Below are 15,839 nucleotides of genomic sequence, written 5' to 3'. Positions count from 1 at the left end.
GTTGGGGTCGGGACGGGCCTGCCTCAGGAGTTCGGCTCGCTCAGCCCTCCGAGCGGGGGAAGGACACCTCAACTCGGCGGTTCTTCTTGCGGCCGGCCTCCGTCGAGTTGTCGGCGATCGGGTACTGCTCGCCGTAACCGCGCACCTCGAAGGTGATGCCGGGGTCGTTCAGTTCCTCGTCCAGGACCTCCTGTACGGCGTTGGCACGCTGCCGGGACAGGACGTCGCCGTGCGCGGACGAGCCCAGGTTGTCCGTGAAGCCGAAGACGCGGATCCTCGTCGCGTTCTGATTCTTGATCTCGTCGGCGATCGAGGCGATGCGGGACTTGGCGTCGGCGCTGAGTTTGGCGCTGTCCTTGCTGAACAGCACCTCCGCCTGCAGGGCGAACTTCACGTCGCTGTTGGTGTCCTCGCGCCGTTCGTCGCCGCTCTCGTCCTCGACGACCGACTTGATGTCCAGCACCTTGGGCTCGGCGAGGGTGGCGCCCTCGGGAAGCTTGAGGTCGGGGTCGTTCGGGTCGACCTTGACGGGAGCGGAGGCGGAGGGTTCGGTGCCCGGCGGAACGCTGGGGTTGTCGTCGGCACGGGCCCCTACGGCGCCGACGATGTTGGCGGCGACCATGAGGGATACCGCGGTGAGGGTCACCGCGAGGCGGGGGGCCGCCGTTCGGGTCCGGGTGTGGGTCATGATCGGCCTCACCCGGAGATCTTGATGGTCGCCGAGGCGAAGGTCGGCAACTGGAGGGTGACGTCGGCCGTGCTGGAGGGGGGCGCGGGGAACTGCATGAATACGGGGATGGAGTCGCCAGCCTTGATCCTCGGCATGTCCGTCGTGGTCAGTGGGCGGCCGTCGGTGTCACGCAGGACGTAGTACCGCTTCTTGGTCGAGGAATCAACGAGTGTCGCGCCGCCCAGCGATGACCCATGCCTGATGATTTCGGTTTCGTCGCCCTGTGCACGAATGGGGATCCGGGTCGCCTCGGAGCCGTCGTTCTTGACCTCGCCGTTGACGGTGACGAATCCCCCGGAGTCCCTCGTGGCAGAGGTGATCTTGAGGATAAGGCCTGACTCGCCTTTGAGCTCCGCCAAAGGCTCATCCGTCCCCTCCTGAGGACTCGGGTCAGATCCCCCAGCATTGGAAGCGGAAGCCGACGCTTCGGGCTTCTTGTCGTCACCCCCACCACCGCAGCCGGCCACGCCGAGGGCCAGACCGGCCGCAACGGTCAGCGCGACCACTCTCCTGCGGGCCTTCGCAGTGAACCGAATGCTCATGCCTCTGCTTCCTTCGTCACTCGTCGTTCGCTTGTCAGTCGGCCAGGTGGACGTCGAAGAGGTCCTCGGGTCCCGGCAGGTCGGTGAGGTCTTTCGGGTCCAGCTCCCAGTCCCGGTCCTTGCATGTGAGCTTCGGCAAGGTGTCCTTCCCGGCTTCCTCGCCGGGAAGTCGGAACGTGCAGAGCGGTTCGATCACGGCGGTTGCGGAAGCCGTCGCGTACTTGTTCTCCGTGCCGGGCACGATGGTGTCCCCCACCGGTTTGTCGGTCTCGACGTCGACCGTGAAGCCCAGAAGGCCCTTTGGTGTGCACTTCTCGACGTGGGCGCCGTTCCGCCCGGCAAGGGCGTCGGCTCGCCAGCACGACGGTTCGAGCCCGATCAGGTTCCCGTCGAAGACGTCCTGCCACTTCGTAGGGTCGAGCACGTCCTCCACCCACTTGCCGGCGAGCTTGTCGCGAAGGTCCTGCGCCGCCGCGAGGGCAGCAGCGTCGGCTGCCGTCTGGGCACCGTTCCGGGTTGCCGCGGCCTGGCCGACCGCAAGGTAGGCGAACGCGAGAAAGAGCAGGCCCGCCACCACCGTGATGTAGATGGGGAAGGCCTGCCCTGCGTCGCCGTTCCTACGCAGCCTCATCAGCCGCCGATGACCTCGTCCACCTTGTTCGTGATGGCCTCGAAGATCGACTGCCCGATGTCCGTACCCGTGATGGCCAGCACGATCGCCACGACCACCGCGATGATGCCGAGGTACTCCACGGCCGTCTGGCCCTTGTCGTTGCGGGCGGCGCGGGTCTGCAGGTACGCGACGGTGGTGTTGATCCAGTTGCTCATGGTGTTCCCCTCCCGGTACGGCCGGCCGGGCACCGGCCGACGGCTGCGTCTCTGGGTCGTGGACGTAACCGGCTTCCTCCCCGCCGGTGCCGCTCGCGACACGAGAACCGTACGGTGGGACTTCCCGTCCGTCGGAGGGTCCCAGGACCCAATCCCGGGCCCAATGCGAGACCCGCGCGCTCCCCCGTGATGTCATCACGCCTCACCCCACCCCTCGGCCTGAACCCGGCGCCGTACCAAGCCACTTGGCGGCGGCTTCGGAACGGCTGGTGCTGTGGAGCTTGGCGAAGATGCGGTTGATGTGGTTCTTGACCGTCTTCTCGCTGATGAAGCAGGTGGCGGCGATCTGCTGGTTGTTCATGCCGGACGCGATGAGGTCCATGATCTCCGCCTCCCTCGTGCTCAGTTGGTACCGCGACCTGTCGGGAGCGGCCGGTCGGCCGTTCGTCCATGCTGACGACGACTGTCCCACATCCGGTTGCAGTTGCGAAAGGTTTTCTGAAGAAATAGCCGGAGAGGGAGCGTTGACGGGCGGGAAGTCTCCGAGCGGGTAACGGGGTTGGGTTGATCGGTTGACAGCGGGTGTCGCAGAACCGTCGTGTGCATTCGCATCCGCCCCGCCCAGACCTTCGGGCAGCGGTGCCGCGTTCCGGCTTCCGTCCCGGCGCAGTTGTTCCAGCAGCGCTCCCGCCGCCGTCGGCGTGAAGTGGGCCCGCCCTTCCTTGATGTCCCGTACCGCCGAAACCAGTTGGTCCGCCGTGAACTCGCCGTACACCAGGTAACCGCCCGCACCCCGGCGCAGGGCCTCCTGGACGATCTCCGACTCGCGGCTGTAGGTCAGCATCACCACCGGGGCGATCCGCACCAGGTACGGAAGCGCCGAGATGCCGTCCACGCCGGGCATGCGGACGTCCAGGAGGACGACGTCGGGACGGTGCTGCTGGGCAGCCTCCCAGGCCTGACGGCCGTCCACGGCCTCCGCGACCACGGTGATGTCCTCGCGGCCGGACAGGAGGGCCGTGAGACCCGCGCGCACCACGGGGTTGTCGTCCGCGACCACGACCCTGAGCGGCGCGGGGGGCGGAGCGGACGGGAAGCCGTCGAACGGGTGGGGCGGCGGCTGCGGAGGGCCGGGAGGCGGTGTCGTCGGGTCCGGCATCGGGCGGCCTCCTCTCGTGTCGTCGGGGTTCGGGCGGGACGGCGGTTCAGGGACTCTTGCCTCATGTGTTTGCTGTCGCGACGGCTGCCAGGGGCAGCTCCAGGCGGACTTCCGTGCCCCGGGGATGTCCGCCGCGGCCGATGCGGATGCGGGCGCCCACCGAGGCGGCACGCTCGACCATGCCGACCAGGCCGAAGTGCCCCGCCCTGCGCAGCTGTTCGAGGTTCGTGCCGGGGGGCAGGCCGCGGCCGTCGTCGTACACGCTGATGCGCAGCAGGTCGCCGTGCACGCCGGCGCGTACGTCGACCCGGGTCGGGTCCGCGTGGCGGTGGGCGTTCTCCATGGCCTCCGAGGCGATGGTCAGGAGTTGGCGGGCCACCGCCGGGGGGACCGGCGGCACCGCGTGCTCGCCGGTCGGCCGGTAGTCGGCGCTCAGGCCGGTGCGGGCGCTGAAGTCGTTCGTGCGGGCGGCCAGTTCGACCAGTACGTCGGTGCCCTGGCCGGGGTCCGACTCGCGGCGCAGGTCCGCGAGGAGTTCGCGGGACTCGGCCGCGGCGCGGCGGGCCGAGCGGGCGACCAGTTCGGCCTGCTGCCTGACCAGCAGCGGGTCCATCCGGGCCGCGCCCGCGGAGCCGGCCAGGCCGTCCGCGGCCAGTGCCACGCCGTGCAGGGTCTTGGCGACCGAGTCGTGCATCTCCCGTGCCAGCCGGGCCCGTTCGGCGCTCACCGCCTCCGTGACCGCCAGCCGGGCCTGCACCGTGGTCAGCGCCTGGGTGGCGGCGCCGAAGCGGAGCAGCAGGTTGCGCAGCGCCGAGCCGACCGCGCCCGCGACGACGCAGAGGCCGGGCAGCAGCAGGGACTCGGCGGGGCCGGTGTGCAGGTCCTTCGCGGTCTGGTGGACCAGCAGGAGGATCAGGGACTGGAGGGAGGCGAAGACGGCCGCGCCCCGCCAGCCGTAGACGATGCCGGCGAGGAGGGGGGTGCAGACGCTGACGTAGGCCAGGGTGGTGTCGGGGCCCGCGGAGATGAGCAGCAGCGAGCCGAAGAGGGTGTCCACCGCCAGGAGGGTGGGGTGGCGCAGGAGCAGCGGGCCGAAGCGCTCCCAGTCGCGGAACAGGACGTACGAGCCCATGAACGTGACGACCACCGCCGCGCCCACCAGGCGGGTCGCCAGGCCCGGGGAGGCGTTGAGCAGGGCGGAGGGGGCGGCCAGGGCGATCATGGCGAGGCGGAAGCCGAAGACCTGCCGGCACATCGCCTGGAGGGCGTTGATCTGGATGGGGATGGTGGCCGAGGCCGGATCGGCGGGTGTCAGGGCGGACGCGGCGGAGGCAACTGGGGCGGCGGAGGGAGTCCGGGGGGAACGGTCGGGGTGGGCGGCTTCCGCGCGCGGCGTCGGAGCCGTTGAGGCCGTCGGAGGCGTTGAGGCCGTCGGAGGCGTTGAGGCCGTCGGAGGCGTCGGAGCCGCCGGGGCCGTCCCCTCAGGTCCGCCGCCCGCTACCCGGCGCCGCTCCTGCGGTGACTCCGGCCACGGCGACCCGGGCTGCACCGACCCCGACCGCACCGACCCCGACCGCGGAGCCGACGACCGCAGAGCCGGTGACCGAGGAGCCGACGACTGCCGAGCCCCTGGCTGCCGAGCCCCCGACCGCGGAGCCCCCGACTGCCGAACCCCCGACTGCGCCGGAACCGCGGACACGTCAGGGCCCGAGGCGTCCGTGGGCGCCCCAGCCCGAGGCACCGCCACCGCCCCGGCGCCCCCCGCCCGAGCCCCGTCCGCCCGTTCCCACCCCGGTGGCAGGGCCGGGGTCACCGAGGTCACCGGGATGTCGGGGGCGCCCGTGCGGACGTGGGCCGGGAGGACCGTGCCCGCCGGAGGGGTGGTGATCTCCGGTGTCTGCGGGCGGCGCCGCCGTAAACCGAGGCGTTCCTTCGTCGTCGTCATCGCCAGTACACCCACCCGCCGTCTACTTGCCCGTGATCGAGCCGAAGTCCGTGCCGGAGCCGAGGATCAGGCCGGCACCGAGGAGGATCATGGTGGCCGGGACCATGAAGGTCGTGATCATCATGGTGGCCTTGGGGACCGCGCGGGCCGCCTTGCGGCGGGCGTTCTGCGCGTCCGTGCGCCGCATGTCCTTCGCCAGGGCCACCAGGGTGTCCACGATCGGCGCGCCCAGTTCCTCGCCCTGCTGGAGTGCCGTGACGAACATGGCGACCTGCTCCGACTCGTTGCGCCGGCGCAGTTCCGCGAACGCCTGGCGGCGGCTCATGCCCAGGTCCATCTGGCGCAGGGTGATGCGCAGTTCGTCGGCCCACGGGCCCTCGTACTTGGCGGCGACACGGTCCAGGGCCTGGCGGAAGCCGAGGCCCGCGCTGACCACGACGGCCAGCACGTCCAGGAAGTCCGGCAGCGTCCGCTCGATGACGTCCTTGCGTATGCGGATCGCGGACCAGATGCCGACCTCCGTCCAGAACGCGCCGAAGGCGAACAGGACGACGGCCAGGATGAAGTCGCCCTTCATCAGGAACACCAGGCCGCCGACGCCGCCCAGGAAGCCGTAGACCGCGCGGCGGGCGGCGTACCGGTCGATGGTCAGGCCGCCCGGGTTGCCCGCCAGGTCGATCTTGCGGCGGTACTTGGCGACCATCTTGGGGCCCATCAGGCGCAGGATCGCGGGTGCGTAGCGCATGCCGAGGCGGTCCACCACCGAGTCGACCGCGCCGGTGCGGGTGGCGCCCACCTCCAGCGCCAGGGCCAGGTCGCCGGGGAGCTTGGCGTCCGCGCGGTACATGCGGATGCCGGCGAAGACGCCGTACACGCTGAGGCCCGTCACCAGTGCGAGCAGAAGTGCCATGGTCGTCCTCCCTCCGGGTCTCAGACGTCGATGCGGGACAGGCGGCGGATGAGGACGAAGCCGACGGCGTAGAGCGCGAAGGCGACGATCACCGCGCCCTGGCCGACCGGTGAGCCCGTCATACGGTCCAGTGCTCCGTCCTTGACGCCGTTCATGAGGAACAACGAGCCGATGCCCAGGACCGGAACGGCGTACGACGTCATGTTCACCTGGGAGAGCTGGGTGCGGACCTCACGCCGGGTCTCCTTGCGCTCCTCCAGCGTCTCGGTGAGGTTGCGCAGCGCGCTGACGACCTGGCCGCCCGCCCGGTTCGACAGGACCAGCGTGGTGACCAGGACGACCAGTTCGCGGGAGGGGAGCCGGTCCGCCATCTCGCCGAGGGCGTCGTCCATGGACGCGCCGAGGGCCAACTGGTTGGCGACCTTGCCGAGTTCCTCGCCGGCCGGGGCCTCCAGCTCCTCGGCGGCCATGCCGATGGCGGTGCGCAGCGCCAGTCCGGCCTGGGTGGCGTTGGCCAGGATGCGGGACATCTCCGGGAGCTGGTTGATGAACTTCTCGATGCGCTTCTGGCGCTGCCAGTTGAGGAACTGGACCGCCAGCCAGATGCCGAGCAGCCCGGCGAGCGGGCCGAAGAAGGGCGCCAGGGCGGCCTGTCCGACCAGCCACAGCCCGGCGACCACGGCGAGCATGGTGGCGAAGAACTCGCCCGGGGTGACGTCCAGGCCGGTGGCCGCCAGGCGCAGTTCCAGCTTCCTGCCCAGTTTGGTGCGGCGCAGGCGGCGGTCCAGGCCGGGGAAGTGGCGCCGACGGCCGGCCACCGGGATCTGGCCGGTCGCCGACAGGCGGTCGACGAGCGCCTGTCGCTGCGCCTTGCCGGTGGCGTAGGCGTGCAGGCCCGCGACGGCCAGGACGCAGGTCAGCAGGGTGATCCCGGTGGTGAGCGTGATGAGCGTGTGCAGATCCATCGGTCGGTCCTACCTGGCTTCTCGGGTGGCTAGCTGGTCTGCGGACTGGGCGACGCCGAAGGCCTGGGGGACGGGCTGGCTCGCCATGTAGAGGCGGTCGGCGGTGCGGCGCGGGAGCGGGAAGTACTCGAACGCGCCGTAGATGCGGCCGTCGGCGGCCATGGGCCGGGCGTGGAAACGGGCCACCGTCGCCAGGCGGTACGGGTCGCTGCCCTGGCTGTCGAGGATCGCGATCTCGGTGATGCGGCGGGCGCCGTCGGCGAAGCGGGTCAGCTGGATGATCACGTCGATGGCGCTGTTGATCTGGTCGTGCAGTGCCTCGAAGGGGATCTCCACCTCGGACATCGACGCCAGCGTCTTCATGCGCATCAGGGCGTCCTCGGCGCTGTTGGCGTGCACCGTGGCGAGGGAGCCGTCGTGGCCGGTCGACATCGCCTGGAGCATGTCCAGGGACTCGCCGCCGCGGACCTCGCCGACGACGATGCGGTCGGGGCGCATCCGCAGCGAGTTGCGGACCAGGTCGCGGATGGTGACCTGGCCCTTGCCCTCGACGTTCGGCGGGCGGGACTCCAGGCGGATGACGTGGGCCTGCTGGAGCTGGAGCTCGGCGGAGTCCTCGATGGTGATGATGCGCTCGCCCTCGGGGATCAGGCCGGAGAGGGCGTTGAGCAGCGTCGTCTTTCCGGTGCCGGTCGCGCCGGAGACGATCACGTTGAACTTCGCCTGCACCAGGCCCGCCAGCAGGTACAGCATGTGCTCGTCCAGCGAGCCGAAGCCGATCATCTCCTGGAGCGTGAAGGAGCGGGGGAAGCGGCGGATGGTGAGCGTCGCGCCGGTCAGGGACAGCGGCGGGATGATCACGTTGACGCGCTCGCCGGACGGCAGGCGCGCGTCCACCATCGGGTTGGACTCGTCCACCCGGCGGTTGACGGTGGAGACGATGCGCTCGATCGTCTGCATCAGCTGGTCGTGGGAGGGGAAACGCAGCGGGAGCTGCTCGACCCGGCCGCCGCGCTCCACGAAGATCGCGTCGGGGCCGTTCACCATGATCTCGGTGATCGACGCGTCCTCCAGCAGCGGCTCCAGGATGCCGAGGCCGAGCGCCTCGTCGACCACCCTGCGGATCAGCTGTGAGCGCTCGACCGTCGACAGCACCGGGCCCTCGCGGCTGATGATGTGCCCGAGGACGCGTTCCAGGCGGGCGCGGCGCTCCGCCGCGGCCAGCGACGACATCTCCGCGAGGTCGATCTCCTCCAGCAGCTTGGCCCGGTAGGAGGCGACGAGGTGGCCGTCCTCGCCCCGGTGGCCGTTCTCCTCGGGGGAGTTGATGCGTGCCCGCAGGCTCATGGTCGGGTGCTCCTCGCGCTGTCCTCGTTCAGTGGTCGAGCGGCATGGTGGCGGTCTTGTGGGCCGGGCCGAAGTCCCAGCCGGGGACGATCGACGGGATGTGCACGGTGGCGGTGACGGTGACCTCGTCGCCGCCGAAGGCGGACGCGCAGCTGGTGTCGTCGGCCAGGAAACCGCTGACGGCCTGGTCGCAGGCCGCGTCGGCGCCCCGGTCGAGGGAGGCGCTGCGCGCCCCCGCCCGCGCGGCGGTTCCCGCCTGCTGGGCGGTGTAGGCGATCAGGCCGAGCTGCACGACCGCCATGCCGACGATGAGCAGGACGGGCAGGAAGCCCAGGTATTCGAGAGCGACCTGGCCGCGGTCGCGGGTGGTGCGACGGCGCGGCGTTCTCGTGGACCGGTACGGCATCTCAGTGCGTCGCCTCCTCGACCGCGCCCGCGTGCCCCTTCACGGTGAACGGGAAGCTGACCGTGCCCGGGAAGAGGATGGGGACCTCGATACGGACGTCCGCGGTGACAAAGCCGCCCCCGGCACCGCACCGCACGTCCGCACCCCCCTGCCACGCGCCCGACAGGTCCTTCAGGCCCGCCTCGGCGCACCTGGCCTGCATGTCCCCCTCGGCGGCGGTCCCCGCCCGTACCGCTTCGTCGGCAGCATTCCCCGCGAGCGTCCACGTGTACCCCACCAGCACGAGCTGCCACAGCACCACCAGTGTGATCACGATCGTCGGGGTCATGCCGAGGAACTCGATGGTGACCTGGCCGCCGTCCCGTCGTCCCCGGGCCCGGGCCCGGGCCCGGCCCCACTCCTGGTCCCGCTCCCGGTCCGGCCCCAGGCCCGACCCTCGGCCCCACTCCCGGTCCGGCCCCAGGCCCGGCCCTCGGCCCCACTCCCGGTCCGGCCCCAGGCCCGGCCCGCGGCCCCACTCCGGGTCCCGCTCCCGGTCGCTTCTCCTGTCCTTTCCCCGCGGATCCGTCCGCATCCTCATCCCCCTGCCTCCCTGCGGCGCCGGAAGCTCACCGATCCGCGGTCGCCCCGCAGCCGTCCGCCCTTCTGGGCGCCCTCCGCGGGCTTGACCAGGCCCAGTTCGCCGGCCAGGCCCCACAGTGCCTGCTTGACCGCGCCCTTGCTGTCCAGCTCGTGGATGCGGCCCGCGTCCACCGCGCCCTGGAGTTCCTTGAAGTTGGCGGGGATCGCGATCCCGGCGACCGCCGTGCCGGTGATCTTCTGGATCAGCGGCGGCTGGATCTCCGTGGCGCGGGTGTGCCGGTTGACGACCACCGTCGTCTCCTCCGCCTTGCGGATCTGCAGCCGGTCCCACATCCGCACCGTCCGCTTGGCGCCGCGCACGGCGACCACGTCCGGGGTGGTGACGAGCAGCGCCCGGTCGGCCATCTCCACCGCGGCCGCGCCGGCGCCGCCCAGTTGGGCGCCGCAGTCGATGACGACGACCTCGTAGCGGGAGCGCAGCGCGCTGACGATCTGGCGGGCGGCGCGGTCGGTGACCTCCTCGCCGCGTTCGCCCTCGCCGGGGGCGAGCAGCAGCGCGACGCCCGTGTCGTGGCGGAAGACGGCGTCCGCCAGCACCCGCGGCGAGATGTCGGTGATGGCGGCCAGGTCCACCACCGACCGGCGGAACTGCACGTCCAGGTACGACGCCACGTCCCCGGTCTGCAGATCCATGTCCACCAGCACGGTGCCGCGTCCCGACGCCTGTGCCGCGAGCGCCAGCTGGATCGCCACGAGCGTCGCCCCGACGCCGCCCTTGGCGCCGCTGACGGTGACGACCGTGCCGCCGACGCCGGTGAACACGTCGCCGCCGCTGCCCAGATGGCGCCGTACGCCGACCGACCACTGGGCCACCGCCTGCACCCGGCTCGCCAGTTCCTCGTAGCTGAGCGGGAGGGCGACCAGACCGCGCGCGCCGTAGTCCATGGCCGCCTGGAACAGGCCGGGGCTCGCGTCGGAGGTGACCAGGATGACGCCCACCGCGGGGAAGCGCAGCGCCACTTCGCGGATGAGTTCGAGGGCCGGGACGGGGCCGATCCGCTCGTGCACGACCACGACCTCGGGCAGTTCGTCGATCGACTCGGCGGCCAGCCGGGCGAGGGTGTCGACGAGCTGGGTGGAGTCGACGACCGGGGCCACCGGCTCGGCGTCCGGGAGCTGGCTGAGCAGGGTCGTGATGGACCGGACGGCGTCCGCGTCGCCGGCTGCCGGGAGGATCCTCGTGGGCATGCGGGCCTCTCACTTGTCCTTCGCGAGCTGGTACGTGCGGTCCCGGTCGGGGACCGTCGTGTCGCCGCCGGGCGCGACCAGCGCGAGCCGGACCCGCTGGGCGAACGACTCGGCGTAGGTGATGCGCTGGGCGTCGAGGGTGGAGAGCGCGAAGGTGATCGGGACGGCGTCGGTGGTCTGCCGGTTCTTGCTGCTCTCGGTGGGGTCGAGCGCGGTGATCCGGCCGACGTCCAGGACCTTGGCGTTCGTTACGATGATCTTGGACTGTGCGGGGTCGCCCTCCCGCTCGCCCGCGAAGGTGGCGTACACGTTGACCGTCGAACCAGGCGTGATCTTCCCCGCCACGCCGGTCGCCGCGTCGATCATGATGGCGACCTCCTGCTGCCCCGGCTGCAGGGCGGGCTGGTCCACGATCATGTCCCGCTGGAGCAGGGAGCCCGCGCGCAGGGTCGTCACGGCGATCTTGCCGCGGATGTCGCGCAGGTCGGTCACCGCGGTGTCGGACAGCCAGCGTTCGGGCATCTTGATCTTCTCGAACTGGCCCTCGCTCAACCGGGTGTAGGGCGCCACGTTCGACTTGACCTGGTAGGCCGTGACCTCGGGGCCGACCTTGGACTTCACGTCGCTGATGACGGACAGGACACCGGCGAACGCGCCGAGGGCGCAGACGACCGACAGGAGCAGGAGCAGCACGCCGCGGCGCTGACGGGAGTTCATGAACCGTACAACCTCATCGGGGATATCGGTCGAGCGGAATCGAATGACGTGCGGGGTGTGAGCGGCTGGTCCGGGAGCGGGCGGTCGGGACGCGAGTCCCGTGCGGCGCCCCCGTGTTCCGCCCTCATCCGGCGGGGATCTGGTTCTCGTGGTACGGCGATGTGGCGGAGCAGAAGACGCACCGGTCGCCGATGACGTCGATCCCGCACCAGTGGCAGGTGCTCTGCCGCACCGACGTGACCAGCTGGTACAGCACCGACAGGTCGGGCAGGTAGGCGGCGAACTCGATCAGCTTGCCGGTCCCCCACCAGACCGCGGACTCGGCCGGCGCGGCGGTCTCCCTGAGTCCTTGGACGTTCCAGTCCTTGGCGAGGGTTCCGGCGACCCAGTCGGACTGGAGCTGGCCCTTGGCGACGAGCATCCAGGTGCCGAACTCCGGTCCGGACAGGGTGGCTCCGGGGCCGATCTTCACCAGCTGCGGCTCCGGATGGGCCAGCACGCCGAACTGGCTGCCCGGCACCCAGGACTTGGCGTGCGACTTCAGACCGACGGGGACGCGGTCGAGCCGGGCGACGGAACCGAGCAGCGCCCCGGCGTGGATGTAGTGGGTGAGCAGCCGGCCCGCCGAGGCGAGCACTCCGGGGCTGAGGTCGCAGGACGCCAGCTGCCGTAACTGGCGGGCCAGGACCGCGAGTCCGAGCGGCGGCAGGTCGGGCCGGAACAGGGCGATGCGGTCGCTCTCGAGGAGGGAGCGGATGGTGTGCAGCCGTCGCTCCACGCCGCGGGAGACGGCCTGCGAGCACACGACGACGACGTGCCCGTGCTGGTCGACCAGGCTCTGCACCCCGGCCAGCGCCTGCTCCAGCGGCTGCCGGTCCAGGTCCTCCAGGACGACGGCGGGCAAGGTCCGTTCGTCCTGCGGTGGCAGCGCCATGTCGGCACTGGTCACGGCAATGGCAGTTGGCACGCGCAGCTCCCCGTGTTACGCCTGTCGATCCACCGGGGTTACGCCGGTACACCGAGATGACTTCACTGCGTGACTACCTCAGCACTGTATCCACGCCTCCGTGGCCGGAGAACAGCGATTCCGTAGCTGACGGGCAACTGTCTTTTCACAAGACACGTCAAACCAGGGCAGGTTGAGCATCTCGCCGGTCCCCTCGCGCCGCCGGGTCCCGGATTTGGGTCCGCATTTGGGCCCCCGGGCCCATGCGCCGGGCCCACCCCGTGGGCCCACGCGGTGGACCCGCATGCCGCCAGGAGCGAGGGATTTGGTCTGGACCTATTGACAGCCGGATTGGTCTGGACCAGCTTGTTGTCATGTCCCCATACATCACATCGGCACGATCGCCACGGTTCTGGTCAGCAGCCGTCACCGCCGCCCTCGCCCTGTGCCTGGCCGGCGCCGGCCAGGCGTCCGCGGCGGACGTGAACAACGTCAAGAACTCCGGGTTCGAGTCCGGCCTGGGCGGCTGGACCTGTTCGGCGGGGAGCGGGACCACCGTCTCCTCGCCGGTCCACGGCGGCTCCGCCGCGCTCAAGGCGACGCCTGCCGGGCTGGACAACGCCCGGTGCGCCCAGACGGTGGCCGTGCAGCCGGGCGCGACGTACACACTGAGCGCCTGGGTCCAGGGCGGGTACGCCTACCTGGGCGTCACCGGCACCGGCAGCACGGACGTGTCGACGTGGACGCCGGACTCGGCGAGCTGGAAGCAGCTGTCCACGACCTTCACCACGGGCTCCTCGACCACCTCGGTGACGGTGTACACGCACGGGTGGTACGGGCAGGCGGCCTACTACGCGGACGACGTGTCGGTGTACGGCCCGGACGGGGGCGGTGGCGGCGACCCGGCCCCGACGGTCCCGGCGGCGCCGGGCGGCCTCGCGGTCTCCGGCACCACGTCCTCCTCCGTCTCCCTGGCCTGGAACGCCGTGTCGGGCGCGACCGGGTACAACGTCTACCGGGACGGCACGAAGGTGACGGCGGTGACCGGCACGTCGGCGACGGTGACCGGCCTGGCGGCCTCCACCTCGTACTCCTTCCAGGTCACCGCGACCAACGCGGCGGGCGAGTCGGCCAAGTCCGGCGCGGTCACCGGGACGACGGCGGCGTCGACCGGCACCGGCGGCGGCACCCTGCCCAAGCACGCGGTCACGGGCTACTGGCAGAACTTCGACAACGGCGCGACCGTCCAGAAGATCTCGGACGTGCCGTCCCAGTACGACATCATCGCGGTGGCCTTCGCGGACGCCACGACGACGCCGGGCGCCGTGACCTTCACCCTGGACTCGGCCGGCCTCGGCGGCTACACGGTCGACCAGTTCAAGGCGGACATCAAGGCCAAGCAGGCGGCCGGCAAGAAGGTCATCGTGTCCGTGGGCGGCCAGAACGGCACGGTGTCGGTGCGCGACGCGGCCTCGGCGGCGAACTTCGCGGACTCGGTGTACTCGCTGATGCAGACGTACGGCTTCGACGGCGTGGACATCGACCTGGAGAACGGGCTCGACGCCACCTACATGACGCAGGCGCTCAGGGCGCTGTCGGCGAAGGCCGGTCCGTCGATGATCCTCACGATGGCCCCGCAGACCATCGACATGCAGTCGACGTCGAACGCGTACTTCCAGACGGCGCTGAACGTCAAGGACATCCTCACCGTCGTCAACATGCAGTACTACAACAGCGGTTCGATGCTCGGCTGCGACGGCAAGGTCTACAGCCAGGGCTCGGTGGACTTCCTCACCGCGCTGGCCTGCATCCAGCTCGAGGGCGGTCTCGCCCCCTCCCAGGTGGGTCTCGGCCTGCCGGCCTCCACGCGCGGCGCGGGCAGCGGTTACGTGTCGCCGACGGTGGTGAACAACGCGCTGGACTGCCTGACGAAGCTGACCAACTGCGGCTCCTTCAAGCCGTCGAAGGCGTATCCCGACCTGCGGGGCGCGATGACCTGGTCGACGAACTGGGACGCGGCGAGCGGGAACGCGTGGTCCGGCGCGGTGGGCCCGCACGTGCACGCGCTGCCGTAGGGCCGGCCGAAGACACCGACGGTCGATGACCCTGATGTGGCCGACCGGCCGACCGGAGCGACTAGAAGAACTCCGACCACGGCTGGTCCCAGACCTGCTTCCCGCACAGGACCAGGAACAGCAGTCCCGCGACGGCCAGCGCGGTGTTGCTCAGCGGGCCGTTGCGCCACTGCCGCGGCGTGCGGGAGGAGTTGAGCAGCCACATCAGGGTCAGCGCCAGGAACGGCAGGAAGGCCGCGCCCAGGACGCCGTAGAGGACGACCAGGCGGAAGGGCTGCCCCTGGAAGAGCAGCACGATCGGCGGGAACGTGAGCCACAGCAGGTAGGCGCGGAACGGCCAGGAGCGCTCGCGGGCGCCGGAGGCGACCTCCTCGCCGCTCGCCGCGCCGGTCCGGCGGGAGCGCGCGACGAAGTCCGCGAACATCAGGCTGACCCCGTGCCAGACACCGATCAGCGAGGTGAAGGAGGTGGCGAAGAAGCCGATCAGGAAGAACCTGGCCGTCGCGGTGCCGTATTCGGCCGCGAGGATGTCGCCGAGCTGGATCAGGCCCTTGTCGCCGCTCGCGACGGCCACGTGCGCGGAGTGCAGCAGCTCCGCCCCGACGAACAGCATGGCGACGACGAAGACCCCCGTGGTGGCGTAGGCCACGCGGTTGTCCAGCCGCATGACCTTCATCCAGCCGGTGCCCGTCCACCCCTTGGCGTTGACCCAGTAGCCGTACGCGGCGAGCGTGATGGTGCCGCCCACGCCGCCGATCAGGCCGAGGGTGTTCAGGACGGAGTCCTTCTCGTCGGGCAGGACCGGCAGCAGGCCCGCGAAGGCGTCGGCCAGGTTCGGGGTGACCCTGACCGCCAGGTACACCGTCACCAGGAACATGACGCCCACCAGGACCGTCATCACCTTCTCGAACACGGCGTACTTGTTGAACCAGACGAAGACCAGGCCCACCAGCCCGCAGCCGACCGCCCACCACTCCAGGTCCGCCACGCCGGGGAAGAGCGCCTGCAGCGGCAGCGCGCTGGACGACATCGCCGCCGCGCCGTAGACGAAGCCCCAGACGACGGCGTAGACGGCGAAGAAGTACGTCGTCCAGCGGCCCAGGCTCGCCCAGCCGTCGAAGAGGGTGCGGCCGGTCGCCAGGTGCCAGCGGCCCGCCGCCTCGGCGAGGGAGATCTTCACCAGGCAGCCGACGACCGCCGCCCACAGCAGGGTGTAGCCGAAGTTGCCGCCGGCGATGAGCGTGGCCACCAGGTCACCGGCGCCGACGCCGGTCGCGGCGACGACGATGCCCGGGCCGATGAGCCGTCGGCGCGAAGTGCGGGGGACGGGGGCGGGGGCGCCGGCCGTCCGGGTCTCCTCGGTGTTTCCCGTGGTGTCCGCCATGAAGGTCAAGAAAGCCCAGAGCGGGCGGGCGGACAAGAGGGCGTGCGAGGCACGG

At 71.0% G+C, this 15,839-nt stretch carries 16 protein-coding genes; 1 reads left to right on the top strand and 15 read right to left on the bottom strand.

Annotation, left to right across the window (positions count from 1 at the left end):
* Positions 1-40 precede the first annotated feature (40 nt).
* The 14 genes from VKA29_RS20875 to VKA29_RS20810 all read right to left on the bottom strand — a co-directional run bounded on the left by VKA29_RS20875 (position 41) and on the right by VKA29_RS20810 (position 12,313).
* On the bottom strand, positions 41-688 hold the full coding sequence (locus tag VKA29_RS20875; RefSeq protein WP_324787401.1) for an OmpA family protein: 648 nt from the start codon (positions 686-688) through the stop codon (positions 41-43).
* An 8-nt stretch (positions 689-696) separates the two neighbouring features.
* Positions 697-1,272 (bottom strand): hypothetical protein, encoded by a 576-nt coding sequence (locus VKA29_RS20870; RefSeq protein ID WP_324787400.1) that lies wholly within the window; start codon positions 1,270-1,272, stop codon positions 697-699.
* Between the two features lie 34 nt (positions 1,273-1,306).
* Positions 1,307-1,903: a pilus assembly protein TadG-related protein gene (locus VKA29_RS20865; RefSeq protein ID WP_324787399.1), complete on the bottom strand. Its 597-nt coding sequence runs from the start codon at positions 1,901-1,903 to the stop codon at positions 1,307-1,309.
* Positions 1,903-2,100 carry a hypothetical protein gene (locus VKA29_RS20860; protein WP_324787398.1) on the bottom strand — a complete coding sequence of 66 codons (198 nt, stop codon included), beginning with the start codon at positions 2,098-2,100 and terminating at the stop codon, positions 1,903-1,905. Before VKA29_RS20860 ends, VKA29_RS20865 begins: the two co-directional genes overlap by 1 nt.
* Positions 2,101-2,302: 202 nt before the next feature.
* Positions 2,303-3,259: a response regulator transcription factor gene (locus tag VKA29_RS20855; protein WP_324787397.1), complete on the bottom strand. Its 957-nt coding sequence runs from the start codon at positions 3,257-3,259 to the stop codon at positions 2,303-2,305.
* Positions 3,260-3,320: 61 nt separating this feature from the next.
* The gene (locus VKA29_RS20850; RefSeq protein WP_420718534.1) at positions 3,321-4,808 is read right to left on the bottom strand and encodes a sensor histidine kinase; all 1,488 of its coding nucleotides are present in this window, start codon (positions 4,806-4,808) and stop codon (positions 3,321-3,323) included.
* A gap of 418 nt (positions 4,809-5,226) precedes the next feature.
* Positions 5,227-6,114, bottom strand: a complete 888-nt coding sequence (locus VKA29_RS20845; RefSeq protein ID WP_324787396.1) for a DUF5936 domain-containing protein — start codon at positions 6,112-6,114, stop codon at positions 5,227-5,229.
* Between the two features lie 20 nt (positions 6,115-6,134).
* Positions 6,135-7,079 (bottom strand): type II secretion system F family protein, encoded by a 945-nt coding sequence (locus VKA29_RS20840; protein ID WP_324787395.1) that lies wholly within the window; start codon positions 7,077-7,079, stop codon positions 6,135-6,137.
* Positions 7,080-7,088: 9 nt separating this feature from the next.
* Positions 7,089-8,426 (bottom strand): CpaF family protein, encoded by a 1,338-nt coding sequence (locus VKA29_RS20835; RefSeq protein WP_324787394.1) that lies wholly within the window; start codon positions 8,424-8,426, stop codon positions 7,089-7,091.
* 28 nt (positions 8,427-8,454) lie between these two features.
* Positions 8,455-8,832, bottom strand: a complete 378-nt coding sequence (locus VKA29_RS20830; RefSeq protein WP_324787393.1) for a TadE/TadG family type IV pilus assembly protein — start codon at positions 8,830-8,832, stop codon at positions 8,455-8,457.
* 1 nt (position 8,833) lies between these two features.
* Positions 8,834-9,160 carry a pilus assembly protein gene (locus tag VKA29_RS20825; protein WP_324787554.1) on the bottom strand — a complete coding sequence of 109 codons (327 nt, stop codon included), beginning with the start codon at positions 9,158-9,160 and terminating at the stop codon, positions 8,834-8,836.
* A gap of 248 nt (positions 9,161-9,408) precedes the next feature.
* Positions 9,409-10,662: an AAA family ATPase gene (locus VKA29_RS20820; RefSeq protein ID WP_324787392.1), complete on the bottom strand. Its 1,254-nt coding sequence runs from the start codon at positions 10,660-10,662 to the stop codon at positions 9,409-9,411.
* A gap of 9 nt (positions 10,663-10,671) precedes the next feature.
* Positions 10,672-11,379, bottom strand: a complete 708-nt coding sequence (cpaB, locus tag VKA29_RS20815; protein WP_324787391.1) for a Flp pilus assembly protein CpaB — start codon at positions 11,377-11,379, stop codon at positions 10,672-10,674.
* A gap of 124 nt (positions 11,380-11,503) precedes the next feature.
* A complete protein-coding gene (locus tag VKA29_RS20810) occupies positions 11,504-12,313 on the bottom strand; it encodes a hypothetical protein (RefSeq protein ID WP_324787553.1) in 810 nt (269 codons plus the stop codon).
* A 386-nt stretch (positions 12,314-12,699) separates the two neighbouring features.
* Between VKA29_RS20810 and VKA29_RS20805 the strand changes: the two genes are divergently transcribed.
* A complete protein-coding gene (locus VKA29_RS20805) occupies positions 12,700-14,400 on the top strand; it encodes a glycoside hydrolase family 18 protein (protein WP_324787390.1) in 1,701 nt (566 codons plus the stop codon).
* Positions 14,401-14,461: 61 nt separating this feature from the next.
* Here the strand turns inward: VKA29_RS20805 and VKA29_RS20800 are convergent, their stop codons facing one another.
* The gene (locus VKA29_RS20800) at positions 14,462-15,784 is read right to left on the bottom strand and encodes an Nramp family divalent metal transporter (RefSeq protein ID WP_324787389.1); all 1,323 of its coding nucleotides are present in this window, start codon (positions 15,782-15,784) and stop codon (positions 14,462-14,464) included.
* Positions 15,785-15,839 lie beyond the last annotated feature (55 nt).

Source organism: Streptomyces sp. H51 (genome assembly GCF_035656535.1).
Classification (GTDB): Bacteria; Actinomycetota; Actinomycetes; order Streptomycetales; family Streptomycetaceae; genus Streptomyces.
The sequence above is the reverse complement of the archived record's forward strand: the minus strand, read 5'-3'. Positions and strand labels throughout refer to the sequence as shown.